The 17,475-nt window shown below is 69.4% G+C and carries 14 protein-coding genes and 1 pseudogene; 7 read left to right on the top strand and 8 right to left on the bottom strand.

Features of this window, described 5'->3' with window-relative positions:
• Positions 1–80: 80 nt before the first annotated feature.
• Positions 81–869: an HAD-IIB family hydrolase gene (locus DPV79_RS14725; RefSeq protein WP_113045726.1), complete on the top strand. Its 789-nt coding sequence runs from the start codon at positions 81–83 to the stop codon at positions 867–869.
• A gap of 124 nt (positions 870–993) precedes the next feature.
• Entirely contained in the window at positions 994–2,097 is a 1,104-nt protein-coding gene (locus tag DPV79_RS14720) for an AraC family transcriptional regulator (RefSeq protein WP_113045725.1), read from the top strand.
• Positions 2,098–2,123: 26 nt separating this feature from the next.
• Here DPV79_RS14720 and DPV79_RS14715 read toward each other — a convergent pair whose 3' ends face one another.
• The 4 genes from DPV79_RS14715 to DPV79_RS14695 all read right to left on the bottom strand — a co-directional run bounded on the left by DPV79_RS14715 (position 2,124) and on the right by DPV79_RS14695 (position 7,167).
• On the bottom strand, positions 2,124–3,629 hold the full coding sequence (locus tag DPV79_RS14715) for a sensor histidine kinase (RefSeq protein WP_113045758.1): 1,506 nt from the start codon (positions 3,627–3,629) through the stop codon (positions 2,124–2,126).
• Positions 3,629–4,348 (bottom strand): response regulator transcription factor, encoded by a 720-nt coding sequence (locus DPV79_RS14710; protein WP_021162521.1) that lies wholly within the window; start codon positions 4,346–4,348, stop codon positions 3,629–3,631. The genes DPV79_RS14715 and DPV79_RS14710 overlap by 1 nt, the downstream gene beginning before the upstream one ends.
• A 571-nt stretch (positions 4,349–4,919) precedes the next feature.
• Positions 4,920–6,029, bottom strand: a complete 1,110-nt coding sequence (locus DPV79_RS14700) for a DNA alkylation repair protein (RefSeq protein ID WP_113045724.1) — start codon at positions 6,027–6,029, stop codon at positions 4,920–4,922.
• A 163-nt stretch (positions 6,030–6,192) separates the two neighbouring features.
• Positions 6,193–7,167, bottom strand: a complete 975-nt coding sequence (locus DPV79_RS14695) for a hypothetical protein (protein ID WP_341867603.1) — start codon at positions 7,165–7,167, stop codon at positions 6,193–6,195.
• A gap of 226 nt (positions 7,168–7,393) precedes the next feature.
• On the opposite strand from DPV79_RS14695, the gene DPV79_RS43635 reads away from it, so the two are divergent.
• The 5 genes and pseudogenes from DPV79_RS43635 (at position 7,394) to DPV79_RS14675 (ending at position 11,357) form a co-directional block, all read left to right on the top strand.
• Complete coding sequence (locus tag DPV79_RS43635) at positions 7,394–7,522, top strand: hypothetical protein (RefSeq protein WP_021162513.1); 129 nt, start codon at positions 7,394–7,396, stop codon at positions 7,520–7,522.
• 514 nt (positions 7,523–8,036) lie between these two features.
• Positions 8,037–8,189 (top strand): annotated as a pseudogene (locus tag DPV79_RS43865) (double zinc ribbon domain-containing protein); the annotation flags it as partial.
• 471 nt (positions 8,190–8,660) lie between these two features.
• Positions 8,661–9,416 (top strand): hypothetical protein, encoded by a 756-nt coding sequence (locus DPV79_RS43335; RefSeq protein ID WP_244321750.1) that lies wholly within the window; start codon positions 8,661–8,663, stop codon positions 9,414–9,416.
• Positions 9,417–9,435: 19 nt separating this feature from the next.
• On the top strand, positions 9,436–10,119 hold the full coding sequence (locus tag DPV79_RS14680) for an arrestin family protein (protein ID WP_244321749.1): 684 nt from the start codon (positions 9,436–9,438) through the stop codon (positions 10,117–10,119).
• A 29-nt stretch (positions 10,120–10,148) separates the two neighbouring features.
• Positions 10,149–11,357 (top strand): zinc ribbon domain-containing protein, encoded by a 1,209-nt coding sequence (locus DPV79_RS14675; RefSeq protein WP_060280305.1) that lies wholly within the window; start codon positions 10,149–10,151, stop codon positions 11,355–11,357.
• Positions 11,358–11,444: 87 nt separating this feature from the next.
• Here DPV79_RS14675 and DPV79_RS14670 read toward each other — a convergent pair whose 3' ends face one another.
• The 4 genes from DPV79_RS14670 to DPV79_RS14655 form a co-directional block, all read right to left on the bottom strand.
• The gene (locus tag DPV79_RS14670; protein WP_113045720.1) at positions 11,445–12,608 is read right to left on the bottom strand and encodes a TIGR03364 family FAD-dependent oxidoreductase; all 1,164 of its coding nucleotides are present in this window, start codon (positions 12,606–12,608) and stop codon (positions 11,445–11,447) included.
• A 264-nt stretch (positions 12,609–12,872) separates the two neighbouring features.
• Positions 12,873–15,362 carry an exo-beta-N-acetylmuramidase NamZ domain-containing protein gene (locus DPV79_RS14665; protein ID WP_113045719.1) on the bottom strand — a complete coding sequence of 830 codons (2,490 nt, stop codon included), beginning with the start codon at positions 15,360–15,362 and terminating at the stop codon, positions 12,873–12,875.
• Positions 15,308–16,528, bottom strand: coding sequence for a putative glycoside hydrolase (locus DPV79_RS14660; RefSeq protein ID WP_060148402.1), 1,221 nt, complete (start codon positions 16,526–16,528; stop codon positions 15,308–15,310). The genes DPV79_RS14665 and DPV79_RS14660 overlap by 55 nt, the downstream gene beginning before the upstream one ends.
• 210 nt (positions 16,529–16,738) lie before the next feature.
• Positions 16,739–17,206 (bottom strand): hypothetical protein, encoded by a 468-nt coding sequence (locus DPV79_RS14655; RefSeq protein WP_042977969.1) that lies wholly within the window; start codon positions 17,204–17,206, stop codon positions 16,739–16,741.
• Positions 17,207–17,475: the final 269 nt, after the last annotated feature.

Genomic DNA, 17,475 nt, shown 5'->3' with positions numbered 1-17,475 from the left:
GAATTGCAAAGCAGCAAGCGGCATGGCACGGCCGGGCGCCCTTCTTCATAATCGACGCCCGTCATTCCGCTGTCGAAACCATGCAGCCGCTTTCCCTGGCCCCCGCCGACACCTTCTCGTCCGTCCGCTTCCTGCTGACCGACATGGACGAGACCCTGACCCATCACGGCCGCCTGTCCGCCCGCACCTACACGGCGCTCGAACGCCTGCAGGCGGGCGGCATCCGCGTGATCCCGGTGACGGCCGCGCCGGCGGGCTGGTGCGACCAGATGGCGCGCATGTGGCCGGTCGACGGCGTGATTGCGGAGAACGGCGGCCTTTTCATCCGGCGCGGCCCGGACGGGCACGGCGTCGAACGCCGTTACTGGCATGCGGACGATGCGCTCGCCGGCGCGCGCGACGCACTCCGGCGCATCGCGCGGCAGGTCGAGGCGGCCGTCCCCGCCGCCCGCCCCGCGGACGACCAGGATTTCAGGCTGACGTCGCTCGCGTACGCCCGCACCGGCGGCGACCAGGACGACCGGGTCCGCGACGCGCTGGTCGAGGCCGGCGCGGACGCGACCATCAACAACCTGTGGATCATCGGGTGGGTCGGCGGGTACGACAAGCTGTCGATGTCGCTGCGCGTGCTGTCGGACACGTTCGGCGTCGATGCGGGCGCCGGCGCGGCGCGCGATTGTGTCGCCTATTCCGGCGATTCCACCAACGATGCGCCGATGTTCGGCTACTTCACGCACACGGCCGGCATGAGCACGGTGGTCGAGTATCTGCGGCAGTTGCCCGCGTTGCCGCGCTGGATCACGCAGGGCCCGGGCGGCAGCGGGTTCGTGGAGTTCGCCGACGCGATCCTGCGCACGCGCGCGGACTAGGGCCCGTTCACGCTCGCGCATCGACTGTCGCGTGATCGTCAGGGTGAACCCTGTGGCGCATGGGACCGATCCCGAGCAGAATTGCGTGCCGTAAACGATATCGATTCGGACGCAGGATGTTCCCATGCCGCGCAGTGTGCCCTTGAACCCGACGACCGCCCGCGCCGCCCGCCTGCCGGACCTCGAGCCGGCCCACACGTTGCGCCAGCAGCGCTTCACGCCGGCCAAGCTGGCCGTGCTGCTCGACGTGGCCGCGCAAGCCGGCATCGACCCGGTCGCGGTGCTCGACGGTACCGGCCTCACGCCGGCCGCCGTCGCGGACCCGTTCACGCTCACGTCCCCGCTGCAGTTCCTCACGGCCGCGCGCAATGCCATCGGCCGCCATGACGGCACCGATCTCGGCGTGCGCGTCGGCCACCGGCTGCACGTGACGAGCTACGGGATGTACGGCTACGCGATGCTGTGCTCGGAATCGCTCGCGCACGCGTTCGAATCGGCCGTCAAATATCACCGGCTCGCGAACGGCATGCTCGCGATCCGCTGGGTCGAACAGGGCGATACCGCGTCGTGGCTGTTTCCCGACCGGCACGAAGTCGCGCTGCCCGATCTCGACGAGCCGCTGTACCGTTTCCTGATCGACATGCAGTTCGCGCTGCACGTGACGATCATCAAGGACGTGATGGGTGCGTGGTGCGTGCCGGCGCGCGCGCAGTTCGCGCAGCCGCAGCCGGCGCACGCGGCGCTGCTAGGCGATGCGCTCGAATGCCCGATCGCGTTCGACCAGCCGCATCATGTGCTCAGCTACCCGGCCGCGTGGCTCGCGCGCGCGCCGCAGCTCGCGAATCCGATTACCGCCGCGCAGGTGTCGTCGCATTGCGCGAGCCTGCTCGACGAATTGCGCAGCCAGGCCGGCGTCACGCGGCGCGTGTACCAGGAACTCACCCGCACGCCGGGACAATTCCCCGATATCGACGCGATCGCGGCGATCCTGTGCATCACGTCGCGCACGCTGCGCCGCAAGCTCGAAGCCGAAGGCACCTCGTACAGCGAACTGCTGGCGAGCGTGCGCAAGGCGCTCGCGATCGACTATCTCGGCACGACCACGCTCAGCACCGAGGACATCGCATCGACGCTCGGCTTCAGCGATGCGGTGGGTTTCCGCCACGCGTTCAAGCGCTGGACCGGCATGACGCCGAGCGACGTGCGGCGCAACAAGCGCGGCGGCTGAGCGCGAGCAGTGACCGCGCTCAGCGCTCAGCGCCCGTCGCCGGTCGCGGACGCGGCCACCGCCAGCGCGAACTCGAACACCGCCCCCCGCCCGGGCCGGTCGACCAGCCGGATACTGCTGCCGTTGAGCGCCAGCATCCGGTGCACGATCAGCAGCCCGAGCCCGCCGCTCGTCACCGCGCCGCCGCTCATCGGCCGCTGCGGCCGCTGGAACAACCCTTCGCGCCGCGCCGCCGGAATCCCTTCCCCGGTATCGGCCACGGTCACGAGCACGCGGTCACCGCGCGGCTCCAGCGCGACCTCGACCTCGCCGTGCGCAGGCGTATGCCGCAGCGCGTTGTCGAGCAGGTTGGTCAGCACGCGCTCGATCATCCCGAGATCGGCCGACACGACCGGTACCCGCGCCGGAATCCGCGCATGCAGCGCGACGCCGCGCGCCTGCGCGGTCAGCTCGAACTTCTGGAACACGTCCTGCACGAGATCGACGAGCGAGAACGGCTCGCGCTCGGCCTGCACGCCGCCCGATTCGAGGCGTGCGAGCTCGAACAGCGCCTGCGCGAGCCGCCCGACCTTCGCGCTCTGCGCGAGCGCGATCGACAGGTAGCGACGCCGTTCGGTGTCGGCGAGCGTGTCGGCCTTCAGCGACAGCGTCTCCAGGTAGCCGTGCAGCGACGTGAGCGGCGTGCGCAGGTCGTGCGAGATGTTCGTGATCAGCTCGCGCCGCTGCTGGTCCTGGCGCGTCAGCGCGCGCCACTGGTCGCCGATCCGGTCGGCCATCTGCGCGAACGCGGATTCGAGCACGACGATGTCGTCGCCGCGCCGGCCCGGCCGCGAGCGCGGCACCGGCGGCTGCGTGTCGGGCGTGCCGTTCGCGTCGAAGCGGCGCATCGCGTCCGTCAGCCGGCGCAGCGGGCGCGTGATGAAGCTGAACGCGGTGAGGCCCGCGAGCAGGCCGAGCAGCGCGACGAGCGCCATCGACCACAGCGTCGTGCGCAGCACGTTGCCGGCGTCCACGCGCGCGGCCAGCCGGTCGTGCGCCTCGCCGAGCAGCACCACGTAGATGTAGCCCGACGGCGGCTGCCCCGCGCGCTGCAGCGGCGCGGCGCTGAAGACCTTGCGTGCGTCGGGGCTGCGCGGATCGTCGCCGAGGATCGGCAGCGGCTCGCCCGCGATGAAGCGCTGCACGGGGGCGAGATCGACGCGGTCGCGCCTCACGTGGCCGGGCGGCGCATCGTCGCCCTTGATGCGCCCCGCGTTGTCCAGCAGATAGACCTCGACGCTCGGGTTCACGCCCATCAGCTGGCCGAACAGCGTGCGCACGGCGTCCGGGCGCAGCCCGTTGGCGTCCATCAGCGGCGCACTGTGGGTCACGCTGTCGACGATATTGGCGGCGAGGTCACGCGACAGCCCCTGCACGACTTCCTGCTCGCGCATGTCGTTCGCGCGGATCTGCAGCCACGCCGATGCGCCCGAGCACGCGAGCAGCAGCACCGAGAACACGAACGACAGCCGCTGGGTGAGGGTGAGCTTCATCATCCGTCCCGCTGGCCCGGCGCGGCGAGCTTGTAACCGCGGCCCCACACGGTGAGGATCCGCACGGGCTCCGCCGGATCGGCCTCGATCTTCGCGCGCAGCCGGTTGATGTGGGTGTTGACCGTGTGTTCGTAGCCTTCGTGCTGGTAACCCCACACGGCATTGAGCAGGTCCATCCGCGAGAACACCTTGCCCGGGTGCCGCGCGAAGAAATACAGCAGGTCGAATTCGCGCGGCGTGAGGTCGATACGCGCGCCGTCGACGCTCGCTTCGCGCGCGATCGGGTCGATCGCCAGCCCCGCGACGTCGAGCGTACCCGCATCGATCCGCGAATCGCGCGCGAGCGCATCGACGCGGCGCAGCAGCGCCTTCACACGCGCGACGAGTTCGAGCACCGAGAACGGCTTGGCCAGATAGTCGTCGGCGCCGAGCTCGAGGCCGAGGATCCGGTGCACCTCGCTCGAGCGCGCGCTCGTGATGATGATCGGCGTGTAGCGCGTCATCGCCCGCGCGCGCCGGCAGATTTCCAGGCCGTCGACGCCCGGCAGCATCAGGTCGAGGATCAGCGCATCCCAGCCGCCCTGCTCGAGCAGGCGCAGCCCTTCGGCGCCGTCCGCGCTGTGCACGACCTCGTAGCGCTCGTCACGCAGGTGCAGGCTGAGCACGTCGGCGATGTCGGCGTCGTCTTCGACGATCAGGATGCGTTTCGGTTGGTCCATGGCGGCGGATGGCGGCACGTCGGTGCCGAGGTCGGGTATCGGTTCGGGCCGGCCCCGGGCCCGGGCCGGCTGGCCGGGTTCCCCGGGGAGCGAATCGCGGCAATGCGCCGCGCTGCCGCCATTGTGCAAAATTTTGCGGGAGGGAGGGATCACATTTCGTTTATCTTTGCATCGTGCCCGCCCCGTGAGCCAATGCCGGCATGGCTCTCCAATCCGGCCCCATGAAACGGAACCTGCGCCGTTCCGTCCGGACGCAAACTGGACACTCGGGCGCGGCTCTGTCGAGCGATGGCGGCGCGCCCCGGATTGCCGATCCGATTCCGCGCTGGATGCTGTGTGAGTGGCGCCTCCGGCACTCAGTGCCGCCGACCGGCACGCGCGGCGCACGGAACGCGCGGCGGGGAGCCGACAGCAAATGCCTAACCCTGACGACTACGCGTTTGACGCGTACTCCCGGTTGCGACCGCTGACTCGTTCAGCAACACCTTCGCCGCCTCCCACGCCCGTGCGGCGGGCAGGGCCGGCAAGCGCGAAACGTCGGCCGCCCCATCTCCCGCCCGCCAACCGCCACTCACACGGCGAGCTCGAAAAACGATCGCGCAACGACCTGACCGTTGACGATCAGCTCCACCTCATGCCGGCCCGCATAGTGCCGGCGCGTCGTGAAATCGCGCATCGGACGACTATGCTGCAGCGTGACGCGCTGCCCGGGTTCGAGCGTCAGCCCCTTCAGCTTGAACACCTTCGGCGACGCGTCGCCATTCTGCTTCACATACGCGATACGGTAATCGACGACGAGCCGCTGCGCGGTCTCGGCCGTCGATTGCAGCTCGCACGCGAGCGTAATCGACTCGCCGAGCACCACCTGCGCGGGCGTCACGCCGAACGGGCCGATTTCCAGACGCGGCGCGCTGTCGGCACCCAGGATCGCGAGCGCTCGCGCATTGCCCTGCTTCACGAGCGTGCGGAGCGCATGACGGACGATCCATCGCGTATGCGGATGGTCGCCGCCCCATCGTTCGGCCCGATCGAGCACCCACGCCGGATGCGTCTTCGCCACGTCGTTCAGGTGATTCGCGACCGAGCGGCGCACATAGGCGCTCGGGTCCGAGCGAAGGTTGTCGAGAATCCGCGCGGCCAGCGACGGGTCGGCCTCGATGTCGCGGAGCCGGAACGACCAGGGCAGACGCGGGCGGCTTCCCTCGCTCGCCAGCCGGCGCACGGCATCGTCCGTATCGTGCGACCAGGCTTCCATCGTTGCGAGCGCACGCGCCAGGTCGATGCGCAGGAATTCGCGCACCGCGAATTCCGACGTGCCGAACGGCGTGAAGTATTTCAGCGCGTCCATCGAACGGTCGAACGCGTGACGACCGTACTGCCCGACGTAATCGGGCGCGATGAGCGATACGAAACCCCGGCCCAGTCGCGGCGCTGCCTCCTGCAACAACGCCAGCACGGCATCGTACCCGCCCTGCAGCGGCCGTGCGCCCGTGTCGATCGCAAGACTGGCGCGCCTGACGCGCTCCATCAACGTCAGGCCGTCGAGGCCTTCGAGCGCCGTCGCCAGAAATGCCGGCCGGTCGAAGGCAGGCTCGATCGAATGCAGCGCGTCGGACAGCGCATGGAATTGCCGCTTCCCCAGCAACTCCTTCAACGGGACGGGAACTTGAGTGGTTGTCATGACGTGGAGATTCGACGCGCGTCGCGGATCATCGGGTGCGAAAACGCACAGTATCGCCGAAGCCCCTGCCAGATTCTGTCAGCAGACTTTACCTGTCCGGCTTGCGCCGCTGCGCGTGCAGCCGGCATGCGCGGATCGCGAATCGCGAGCGGGTGCGCGGTATTCATTCATGCGTCGGTTCTCGCCGCGGCTCAGCGGATGAATCGGGGGAATCGTCGCCGGAGAGTCGGTTTCGCAACTGACCGCCGGTGAAAGCAATCGCAATCAGCGACAGATAACCGGCGACAAGGAGATGCCGCCAGCTGTCGAGCGCGGCGCGATGCGCGACCAGCGCCGCATCGGGCGCCGGGACGGCAAGACTTTCCGGCACGATCGCGCGCGTCATCTGCACGAAACCCGCCGCCGACAGCACGGGCAGCAGGACGAGCAAGGCCAGCAGCACGAACCTGGCGCGACGAAAAAACGCGCGCCGGCGCAGATGAAACCACAACCCGAGACTGCCGTGCACCCACCCCGGTGCAAGCAGCGCGATCTGCAGCCCCTGCGTGCCGCTCGTGAGAAGCGACACGATGACCCGTTCGTAGTTGGGTTCGAAGCCGTAGAACGAGGTCGCTACGCGGGTCCCGACAACATGGCGGATCAACAGCATGGGCAGGCTGAGTCCCGCCCAGAGACGCAGCCATTCGGCGGGCGGCAGCGACCAGTGCCGGCGGCCGTAAATGGTGCGAATCGCCAGCGCGAAATGCAGGCCGGCCGCGCCGTACAGCACGATCGTTCCGGGCAGGCTTTGCCAGAGCCCGATCGCCAGGTGCAGCCCGCGCTCGGCGATATCGATGGACCAGATGCCGAGCGCGTGATTGACCATGTGAATCGAAATATAAAGCCACAGCAGGATGCCGGACCCGAGCTGCAGCCTCCGCGCGGTCTTGCGCATCAGGTCATGCACCGACACCGGTCGACCGTCGTCGGGGTCATGCGTGCGCGGTGCGCGACGCAAGGCACGATTGCTCTTTGGCGGGCGCATGCCGCCCTCCCGCAACCACGACGACCGCTGCACCCCGCCCACGTTCGAGGCGCCCTCGCGATCGCGCTGCGCCCGGCCCGGCGTGTCGCGGGCCTGCTTCTCCCTGTCGTGCATTGGCGCCTCCTCTCGATGCTTCCAGTGCGTGATCGACATACCGGGAAACCAGCCCGTTTATTCCCGCAATGAACGACATGCAGCGGAAATGCGTCGCGCGGCTTCGGGAATAGGTACCGTGCTGGCCGGGTATACCGAGTGTGAGCGCACGACGGAACAACGACAGCTGCACGTCGGCACCCGCCACCCCAGAGAGAGAGAAACGAGCCGGCTCAAGGAGACCATCATGTCCAACGTTCTGTCCCACTGGATTCTGATCGGCTGCGACGCATACGACGAGTACGTGTTTGTGCCGTGGCTCGATAAATCCGTGTATCTGCGCACGGTCACGCTGCGTCGCGTCTGTCTGCTGTGACGGCAGATGCGCATTTTCGAGCGGAATTCTTCCTGCGCCATGACGTCCGTTCCGAAGCCGCCAGGCACTCGCTGCCGTGCTTTGCAACTCTCCGTCGACATACTTCGTCACGCGATTGGCGAATGGCAAAACCTCGTAATTTCAGTGTAATATCCGCTGCAGAAGACCATTCGTATTAACAATCCAAATAATGAAAACAGTCCGCCGGATTCAACCTGGCGACTGAAACGGGGAAAGCTTGAACTCGCCATTCAATACCGGAACATCCGGATTCGTCGGGCCGTATGTGCCATACGTGCCGATCCACGTCGGCCGGATCTCTTCTTCTCCATGCCGCCACTTCCCGCGCGGCCGTCCCGAATTCGACTGATATCCCGCGCCGAGCGGCCCGTTCCGCGTCGCGTGCATTCGTAGCACACGGCCGACACGCCGCCATCCCGCGATTCGGACATGCGTGCGCTTGCTCGCACGGCGCCGTCACGTCGATCGATCAAAAGAAGAGGATTACTGAATCATGACTGCGTGTACCCACTGCGGCACCGATCTTCCCATCGGGCTCAAGTTCTGCAAGCAATGCGGAACACCGGTGGCGGCCACTCGGAACGAAGCGGCCGGCGCACCATGCCGGAGCTGCCATGCCGTTCTGACGCCAGGCCAGCGTTTCTGCAACAAGTGCGGAACGCCCGTCGCATCCGCGAATGACAATGGCGCAATCGAAACCGACGCGCCCGCTCCACCGGCCGAGTCCGCACCGCAACCCGCATACGCGGCCGCGGAATCGACTCACGCGCCTGCGCACGACATCGGCGTCGAATCACCGGCGGCGAACACCGCCCCGAACGATATCCCGCACGTCGCGAACATCGCCGATGCGGAATCGGGTCGCGCGAGCGCACCGCTGCCATCGCATGGCGCCGCGGCAACCGCCACGCCCAACGCAGCGGCAGACCATCGCGGCGATACGGTCGCTGCGTCGCATGTCTCACCCGTCGTCACTGATGGGCAGTCCGGGCCTGCGGGCGCATCGGCAAGCACCGAAGCGGCGCTCGCCGCCGACGACATGATCGCCGTCGAAACGGTCGCCGAACCTCGCGAGGTACCGGACACCGATACCGCGCCGGCGCCGGATACCGAACCCATGCGTCCGGTATCCGGTGTGGTGCCCCGGCCGATCGCACAGCCCGCGACGACGAACGGCGACACGTCGGCAAGACTCAAGCTCATTGCGGCGGGCGTCGCGGTCGCCGTCGCCTGCGCGGGCGGCGCATTCTGGTGGCACGGCCGCCAGGCGAGCGCCCCCGCAACACCCGAGCCGGTCGCCGCATCCACGGTGCCGGCCGTTCCCGCCAATGCCGCGTCGGACATCACCGCAGCGGGTACCGTCATCGCCAGCGAGGTCGTTGCGACGACGCCGGCCGACACACCGGCGTCCGCGCCGATCGATACGGCCACCGCCGCCGCAGTCACGGCCTCGCCCGCGACGGGCCCGGCCGTCGTCACGAATGTCGCGACGCCTTCGGTGCCCGCGACACCGCCCGCATCGAACCCGCCGACGGCATCGGCGAACGCACAACAGACGTCGCCCTTCGCGAAACTGCAGGACGACGCACCCGCACCGGCCGCACCCGCCGCCGTTGCGGAAGCATCGCGCAACAAGCCGCGCCCTGCACCGCCCGTGCGCGCGGCTACGGCCGCCAACCCCACATCGCCCGCCGTCGACGGCCTGCTGAAACGCGCGCAGGGCGACCTGTCGCGCGGCCAGTACGACAAGGCCATCGCGACAGCGGAAAGCGTCCTTGCGATCGAGCCCGGCAACCGTCCGGCGAAGACGCTCATCGGCAAGGCGAAGGCACGGCAGATGGATGCACTGCGCAACAACAGCACACTTGAATGAAGCGCCGGAGAAGACCGACATGACCATCCAGAAAACCCTCGCCGCGGCCTGCGCGGTCACCTTGCTCGCCAGCGGCTGCGCCACCCAGAACGGGGCCGGCGGGATCTCGTCCGAATCCGTGCTGCGCTGTACCGCGCTCGGCGCCGGCGGCGCGCTGGTCGGCGCGCTGATCGGCGGCACCAAGGGCGCGATCGGCGGCGCGGTGGCCGGGCTCGCCGCGTGCGCCGTGATCGAAGTGGCGACACGGCAGACGAAGACGGCAGCCGAAGTCGATCGCGATTACCGCGCGAGCAACCGCAACAACCTGCCGCCCTACGCGAAGATCGACGCATACAACACGGTCGTGACGCCGCGCTCCGCCGTCAAGGCCGGCGAGCCGATCAGGCTGGCCTCGCAGATTCGCGCGGTGTCCGGCACGAACGAGCCCGTCCAGGAGGTCAAGGAAGTCGTGACCGTCTATGCACCGTCGGGTGAACAGTTCAAGCGCGGCGAGAAGGTCGTCAACGCGACACCGGGCAGCGGCGAATTCGACAACAGCTTCACGCTGAAACTGCCTTCGGGCGCACCTCAAGGCACGTATACGCTGAAAAGCCAGGTCTACCTGAACGGCAAGCCGGGCTCGGTCCGGCAGTCGAGCATCCAGCTCGCGCGGGTCGACGGCGTCACCGTCGTCGCGCTGCTCGACGCCGCCGCCGCACACTGACCCGCCCGCACCTGCAAGGAGATTCAACGATGTCAACGCTCGATCACGCCCCCGTGTCGGGGAAGTTCGGACTACTGCGCGCCGCCGAGGCCGTCACGAACTGGCGCGCACTCGCGATGTGCGCTGTCGCGCTCGTCGCCAGCATGCTGATGGGCATGCTCACGATCCAGGTACTCGGTCACAGCCCCGTGCTCGGCCTGCTGTTCGTCATCGCGACCTGCGCGATCTCGCTGATCGGTTATTCCGCGGTCGGCATCGTGCTGATGCGCGATGCCCAGGGCGAGCCGGTCGGATTCGTCGACGCGCTGCTGCAGGCGACGTTCACCGTCCACCGCCTGATCGGGGTCGGCGTGCTGCTCGCCGTCGGCTGGGTGCTGTTCCTGCTCGCGCTGCTGATCGTGTTCCTGGTCTGCAAGATCCCGGGCCTCGGCCCGCTGCTCTATGCGATCGCGTATCCGCTCGCGGCGATCGTCGCGGGCGCGATCTTCGCCGGCATGTGGTACGTCGGTTATCCGCTGGCCGCGCCTGCCATCTGGCAAGGCAACTCGACGCTGCAGACCGCCGCGCGCCTGCTGCAGATCGGCCGCCGCCAGCTGCTCGGCGTGATCGTCAGGATGTTCGGGCTGCTTCTGCTCGTCGGCGTCCTGTCCGCGGTCGTACTCGGCATTCTCGGCACGGGCGCCGCGATCGCCTCGTCGATCTCGGCGGCCACCGGCACCAGCCCGCTGGGCGGCCTGATGAGCACGCTCGGCGGCCTGGGCGGATTCGGCCGCCATGCCGGCGCGTATGGCCTCGGCGCGGACGCGGCGGAAGGCGGGCTCGGCGGCCTGGGCGGATTCGACTACCGCAGCATGGCCTATCTGGGCGCGTACGGCTTCGGCAACGGCCTGCTGGTCGCGATCGGCCTCGTGATCCCGTTCCTGACGTTCGTCAACGGCACGTGCCTCATCTATCTGCAGACGGTCAGCGGCGTCGATTTCTCCGCGACCGAAGAGAAACTGAGCCAGCACGTCGCGGACGCGAAACGCCACGCCGAACAGGCACGCGAGCGCGCCGCCGATCACCTCGCGAAAGCACGCGCGTCACACGCCGCCGGTGCGGCCGGCACGGCTTCGCTGCCGGCGTCGGATACGGCCTCGCCCGCCACGGACGAGGCCACGGCGTGTGCGCAGTGTCACGCGCCGATGGCCGCCGACGACCTGTTCTGCGGCGAATGCGGCGCACGCCGTCACGCGTGACGGCTGCATGATCGCGCCGGCGCCTGCTGTCGATCGGCAGGCGCCGGCAGGTTCAGCCGCGCGAGCCTCCCCGGCTCGTCCACGCCGTCACCACGCGGCAAACACGTCCTGCGCGATCCCGAAGCCCGTGCTCATCCCGGCGCCGCTCGTCACGACGACGACACGCGTGCCGTCGTCCGGCGCTTCGATCACGCAATCGGCATCGGGCGCCGACGGATAGCTGCCGGTCCAGCGCTCGACCACATCGAGTTCCGTCACATCGAGCGTCTCGTGCAGCAGGCGCAGGATCTGCGCATCGATCTCCTGCGTTGCGAACGGCAGCGGTGCGGCGCCGTATTCATGCGAATCGCCCACCACGAGACTGCCGTCGGCGCTCTGCACCACGATCAGGTGGATGCCGTACCCGACGCACACGGGCTCCTCCGCGTTCAGGCGCGCACGCAACGCGCCGGCGGCGGGCAGCGCCGCGAAACCCGCGTAGCGCAGCAGGCTCAGGTCGCTCATCACCGCGGCGCGCAGCGCCAGCGGGCGGCGCGGCCGCACGCGCAGCATCTGCAACTGGCACAGGCGGACCTCGTGCCGCGCGAACCAGTCGCCGTACAGGTGACGGCTGTCCGCATTGCCGCAGACGATCACGCGCTCCGCATGCAGCACGCCGCGCGACGTGCGTACCGTCGGCGTGCGCACCTCGTGCACCATCTCGCCGTAGCGGAACCGCACGCCGAAGCGCTCGGCCAGCCATGACGCCAGCAACCCGATCGCGGTACGCGGCTCGATGCGCAGTTCATGCGGGCTGTGCAGGACGCCTTGCGCGCCGTCCAGCCGCAGTTCCGGCGCCACGGCCGCCGCTTCGCCGGGCGTCATGGCCCGGCAGCCGTCGGCCATGCCGGTCTGCATGAACGCATCGATCAGGTGCATCGCCTCGGGGCGACGCGCAATCAGGTGCAGGCCCTGGTGAAGCACGTCGATGCCGGCTTGCGGCGCCACGTCCGCCCAGACCTCGCGACTCGCCCGCGCACGCCGCCAGCTGTGCCCGGCGTGCTGCCCGGTGACCGTGACGAAACCGAAATTGCGGATCGACGCGCCCACGCATGCGGCGTCGCGTTCGACCACGCAGACGCGCAGCCCCTCGAGCGCCGCCGTATAGGCATGGGCAAGGCCGACGATGCCCGCGCCGACGACGATCACGTCGTAAGCATCCGCCGCTGCGATGGCGTTCACGATGGCACGCTCCTTCTGTCGAGATGTCATGCACCGCCCGTTCGGAGCGTGCGTATCGGTTGCAGTGCGCCGCGTTCCTCGGGTAGATCCACGGGACTGGCGCGCGATTCCGCACTATCGCGACGCGAGATGACATCCGCGTGAAAAGCCACAAAACGGCATGTTTTGGCAAATTTTGCCATTGCACGACACCGTGGAAATTCGCATCGATCCGTTGATGCGCGGCATTCGCACATGCCGTAGCCGGCGCGTGGCGCAACGTGACCGGCGCGGCAGGACAGCGCGACGCCGACGTCAGTACAGCAGAAACGCCGCACGTTCGCGCGCGAACGCTTCATTCCGTGCGTCGACCACCCGTTCGATCTCGCCGAGCGGGCGCCCCGCATCCAGCATGTCTGCCACTTCGCGCGAGCCGATCGACGCGCGAATCACATCGATCCGGAATTGCACCGGATAGCGCCGACGCAACGCCAGCGCGAGCGCGAGCCCGATTTCACCCGGCCGCGTCGCGCCGGGCAGCCGCTGGATGCGCACGCCTTCGCACAACCTGCCGCGATACGGCCCCTCCGCCGGTACGAACCGGACCGGCGTGAACGTCGCACCAAGCCCCGTCGCGCGAAGATCGCCGGCGAGCACGCGCCCGTCGATCCACGGCGCGCCGACCACGCCGAACGGCGTCGCGGTTCCGCGCCCCACGCTGAGTGCCGCCCCTTCGATGAGCCCCGTCTCCGGATAGAGCGACACGGCAGCGCCATCCCGCAAATTCGGCGACGGGGCCACCCAGCCGAGCCCGGTGTCGTCGAAACGCATCGCGCGCGCATAGTTCGCCATCGGCACCACGGTGAGCGCCGCGCCGATATGCAGGCGCGCATTGAACAGCCGCGCGAGTTCGCCAAGCGTCATGCCGGGCTGCAGCGGCAACGGGTAATACCCCGTGAACGTCGCCGGCTCCGCATCGGCCACGGGGCCGCCGACCACGTCGGCGCCCAGCGGGTCGGGGCGGTCGAGCACGAGCACCGGGCGGTGCGCGGCGGCCGCTGCCTCCAGCGCGTAGCCGAGCGTGGCCAGATACGTGAAGAAACGCACGCCTGCATCCTGCAGGTCGATCACCAGCACGTCGACGTCGGCGAGCCACTCGGGCGCGATCCTGCGCCGGTCGCCGTAGAGGCTGTGAACGGTCACGCCGGTCGCGGCGTCGGTCGTGTCGCCGAACGTTTCGTCGACATCCGTGCCGAGCCCGTGTTCGGGCGCGAACAGCGCGACGAGCCGCGCGCCCGGCACCCGCGCGAGCAGGTCGGCCGAACGCCGGCCGAACCGGTCGAAGCCGCTCCTGTTGGTCAGGAGTGCGATGCGCTTGCCGGCCACGGCGGCGAAACCGCTTGCCGCAAGCACGTCGATACCGGCCAGCACCGGCCCGCGCGAAACCGGCAACCGGCCGGCCTGCGCGACGGCCGCGGCCATCGTCGGCACGCGTGTCGCGATCTGCAGTGAAGTCACCGGCGCGGCCGCGCTCGATACGAGGCCGACCACGAGCGCGCGCAGCGGCATCGCGGTGCCGGTTTCGTCGGGATACAGCCGGCTCGTCAGCACGATCGCGAAACGGCGCGTCACGGGATCGATCCACAGCGCCGTGCCCGTATAGCCGAGATGCTCCAGCGCACCGGCCGGCGGCAACCGGTAGCGGTTCGCCACGAGCGGCGGCCCGACCCGCCAGCCGGGCGTATGCCAGTCGCCTTCGGCGTCGAGCGTGGCCGGCGTCTCGAGCACGGCGACACTGCCGTCGCCGAGCACGCGTGTCTCGCCGAGCGTGCCACCGTTCAGCAGCATGCGCGCGAAACGCGCCAGATCGTCGGCACTCGAGAACAACCCCGCATTGCCCGCGACACCGCCCATCGCCGCCGCGACGGGATCGTGCACGCGCCCCCTGAGCAACCGCCCGTCGCGAACAAGCGTCGGCGCGACGCGTGCCCGTATCGCCGTGCCCGGCCTGAAGGTGGTATCGGCCATGCCGAGCGGCGCGAACACGTGACCCGCACACCATGTGTCGAGCGGCTGCCCCGACACCCGCGCGACGATCTCGCCGAGCGCCACGTAGTTGACGTCGCTGTAGCGCACACGGGTGCCGGGAGGCTCCGCGGGCGTCATCGCGACGATGTCGGCCAGCACGGCCGCACGGCTGCGCAATGCGCGCGACGACGACACGCCGGCCGGCAGGCCCGACACGTGCGCGAGCAACTGGCGGATCGTGATCGTGTCCTTGCCGTGCGCCGCGAATGCGGGCCAGTAGCGCGCGGCCGGTGCGTCGAGGCCCAGCAGGCCGCGCTCCGCGAGCTGGAAGATCGCGACTGCCGTCGCCACGGGCTTGGTCAGCGACGCGAGATCGAAGACGGTATCGGCCGTCATCGCCTCCGCGTGCTCACCCGTCACCCGCAAGCCGCGCGCCACGCGTACCTGCACGCCGTCCGCGTCGCCGGTCACGACGACCGCGCCGGCAAGATGGCCATCGGCGATTTCGGCCGCGAGCGCCGCATCGATCGCGGCGGCCTGGCGTTGCGGCGCCGTGGCCGTGGCCGTGGCCGTGGCCGTCGCAGTCGCAGTCGCCGGTGCCGGTGCCGATGCCGATGCCGATGCCGATGCCAATGCCGATGCCGGGTCCGGTGCCGTCGCCGGTGCCGCGTCGCGCACCGCGCGAGCGCCGGCCGGCACCAGCGCGAACAGCAGCGCACCGGTCAGCGCGGCAGCGCAGCGGGATCGTAACGATTGCGCGGATTCCACAGCATCCATCCATCCGTGCCGGCCGCGTCCGCGGCGTCGACCTGCGCGCGGATGTCTGCCGCATCGAACGCGCGCCGGTCGAACGCATAGTCGCGAAATGCCTGCAGCCACGGCCGGAACCGCACGCCGTCGAGCCCCGTGCGGCGCATCGCTTCCGCGAGCGACCGCCCGACGATCTCGCCGGGGTGATCGGTCGGCTTGCGGCAGCCCGGCAGCCCCCACGTGAAGCCCGACGGATACAGCATCGGCGAAATATAATCGACCAGCCCGCCCAGCGAGCCGAGCCGCTGCCCGATCTGCGTGTCGTCGGCATTCCAGCACACGTAGCCGAAGATATCGGCCGACAGGTAGCGGTTGTAAGGCCGCAACCTGGCGCGCGCGCCCTCCAGGAATCCGGTGATCGCGGCCACGCGGTTCGCCTCGGTGTTGGGTTCGTGGAACCGCAGGCCGCCCGCATCCGGAAAGCGCAGATAGTCGAACTGGATCTCGTCGAAACCCATCCGCGCGGCCTCCTCGGCCACATCGAAGTTGTGTTCCCACGCGGCGCGCACGGTCGGATCGATCCAGCGCAGATGCTCGCGATCACGCCAGATTCCACCGGCCGCGTCGCGCACGGCCCAGTCGGGATGGGCGGCCGCGAGCGGATCGTCCTTGAATACGACGATGCGCGCGATCAGGTAGAGCCCGCGCAGGTGGAATGCGCGGATCAGCGCCGGCAGATCCGCGACGCGCGGGCCCGGCTCGCCGCTCGCCGCGCCGATCGCTTCGCGTGCGTCGCTGCGATACGGCGTCATCCCGCGATCGCCCTTCACGTCGATCACGAACGCGTTGACGGCCGTGCGGCCCGGGAGCGCGAGCGCCGCGTCGCGCAGCGTGCGATCCGCGACACCGTAGACCGACAGGTAGACGGCCTTCGGACGGAACGGGACGAGCCGCACCGTGCGTGCCGTCTCGCCGGCGGCGAGCACGACCTCCGCACGTGCATAGCCGGGCGCGGTCACGCTGAGCGTCACGTCGCCCGCCGGCGCGGCAAACATGCCGGCAGCCGATGCAACCAGGCTGCTGCCCGACGCATAACCGAGCGCACCCGACACCGGCCGGCCGCTGCCGGCATCGACGACCGTCACCGGGACGGTTCCGGCCCGGGCGGCGACACACGCGAGCGCCAGCAGCATGCCCGCCAGCACGCGGCCGAGCGTCGCCGCGCCCTGCCACCCGCGTCGAAACGGCTCGTGCCGGTGCTGCCCGGCACGCGGCCAATGAACGATTGCCCGATTCTTCAACGCACACCTCGCGACGCGAATTCCTGCGGACATTGTTGCGAATCCGCCGCAACGCCGCGTGAGGCAGATCAACGGCACGCGCTGCGCCGCCGCCATGCGCGTCTAGGGCGTGCCTGCGCCCGGACAACCGCCGCAAAGCCGCATCACATCGCGCCGGTCCGGGTTCCGCCAGTAGAACCGCATATCGACGGCGCCGTGCGCCGGCACGACGACGTGACGGACTTCGTGGACGGCCCGATCGCGCGCCGATACCGTATATCGCCCCGGCGGCACGCGCGCGAACAGGAACGGGCCGGCCGTATGCGCGTCGAGGATCGTCGACTTGCCGGACGCCAACGTGACGTCGATGTCGGACAGGTAATGACCGGCCTTCGTCGTGAACGTGATCCGCAGGTTGTAACGCGGCGCAGCGGCGCGAAACGCCGCGACTTCCTCCTCGCCGACGCCGCCCGTGATGTACACGGCACCGTTGCGCTCGACCGGCTCGGGCAGCGCTTGAGCCGGCACGCTCGCGGCGGCGGCCATCAAACAGGTCGACAGCAGTAGCGACCCGACGATTCCAGTCCGCATTTCGTTCTCCCGATTCAGGCACGCGGGTGGCGATGCGGCTCGTTCGTCCGGGCGCGTCACGGCCGGCGTGCCGCGACGTGACGCATTCGCATCGTTGACGAAGCCAGCGTCGCGCGGAACGTCGATTTCCGGTTGACGCAGGTCAACTGCACCCGACCGGCCAGCGGCGCGGCGAGCCGGCTCGCGGCTCACGATCGGGCGACGCGGCGGCCCCGCACGGCGCGCCACGCGCGGCGACGCGACGCCATTGTCCGTTCCGGCTGTCAGCC

It is taken from the genome of Burkholderia reimsis (assembly GCF_003294055.1).
Classification (GTDB): Bacteria; Pseudomonadota; Gammaproteobacteria; order Burkholderiales; family Burkholderiaceae; genus Burkholderia; species Burkholderia cepacia.
Note: the sequence above shows the minus strand (reverse complement) of the source record. Positions and strands in the feature narration are given on the sequence as shown.

What these genes read in the sequence shown, in the direction of transcription:
- DPV79_RS14725 (WP_113045726.1), top strand. Translation starts at nt 81, where the DNA reads ATGCAGCCGCTTTCCCTGGCCCCCGCCGACACCTTCTCGTCCGTCCGC.
- DPV79_RS14720 (WP_113045725.1), top strand. Translation starts at nt 994, where the DNA reads ATGCCGCGCAGTGTGCCCTTGAACCCGACGACCGCCCGCGCCGCCCGC.
- DPV79_RS14715 (WP_113045758.1), bottom strand. Translation starts at nt 3,629, where the DNA reads ATGAAGCTCACCCTCACCCAGCGGCTGTCGTTCGTGTTCTCGGTGCTG.
- DPV79_RS14710 (WP_021162521.1), bottom strand. Translation starts at nt 4,348, where the DNA reads ATGGACCAACCGAAACGCATCCTGATCGTCGAAGACGACGCCGACATC.
- DPV79_RS14700 (WP_113045724.1), bottom strand. Translation starts at nt 6,029, where the DNA reads ATGACAACCACTCAAGTTCCCGTCCCGTTGAAGGAGTTGCTGGGGAAG.
- DPV79_RS14695 (WP_341867603.1), bottom strand. Translation starts at nt 7,167, where the DNA reads ATGCACGACAGGGAGAAGCAGGCCCGCGACACGCCGGGCCGGGCGCAG.
- DPV79_RS43635 (WP_021162513.1), top strand. Translation starts at nt 7,394, where the DNA reads ATGTCCAACGTTCTGTCCCACTGGATTCTGATCGGCTGCGACGCATAC.
- DPV79_RS43335 (WP_244321750.1), top strand. Translation starts at nt 8,661, where the DNA reads ATGCGTCCGGTATCCGGTGTGGTGCCCCGGCCGATCGCACAGCCCGCG.
- DPV79_RS14680 (WP_244321749.1), top strand. Translation starts at nt 9,436, where the DNA reads ATGACCATCCAGAAAACCCTCGCCGCGGCCTGCGCGGTCACCTTGCTC.
- DPV79_RS14675 (WP_060280305.1), top strand. Translation starts at nt 10,149, where the DNA reads ATGTCAACGCTCGATCACGCCCCCGTGTCGGGGAAGTTCGGACTACTG.
- DPV79_RS14670 (WP_113045720.1), bottom strand. Translation starts at nt 12,608, where the DNA reads ATGACATCTCGACAGAAGGAGCGTGCCATCGTGAACGCCATCGCAGCG.
- DPV79_RS14665 (WP_113045719.1), bottom strand. Translation starts at nt 15,362, where the DNA reads ATGGATGCTGTGGAATCCGCGCAATCGTTACGATCCCGCTGCGCTGCC.
- DPV79_RS14660 (WP_060148402.1), bottom strand. Translation starts at nt 16,528, where the DNA reads ATGCTGCTGGCGCTCGCGTGTGTCGCCGCCCGGGCCGGAACCGTCCCG.
- DPV79_RS14655 (WP_042977969.1), bottom strand. Translation starts at nt 17,206, where the DNA reads ATGCGGACTGGAATCGTCGGGTCGCTACTGCTGTCGACCTGTTTGATG.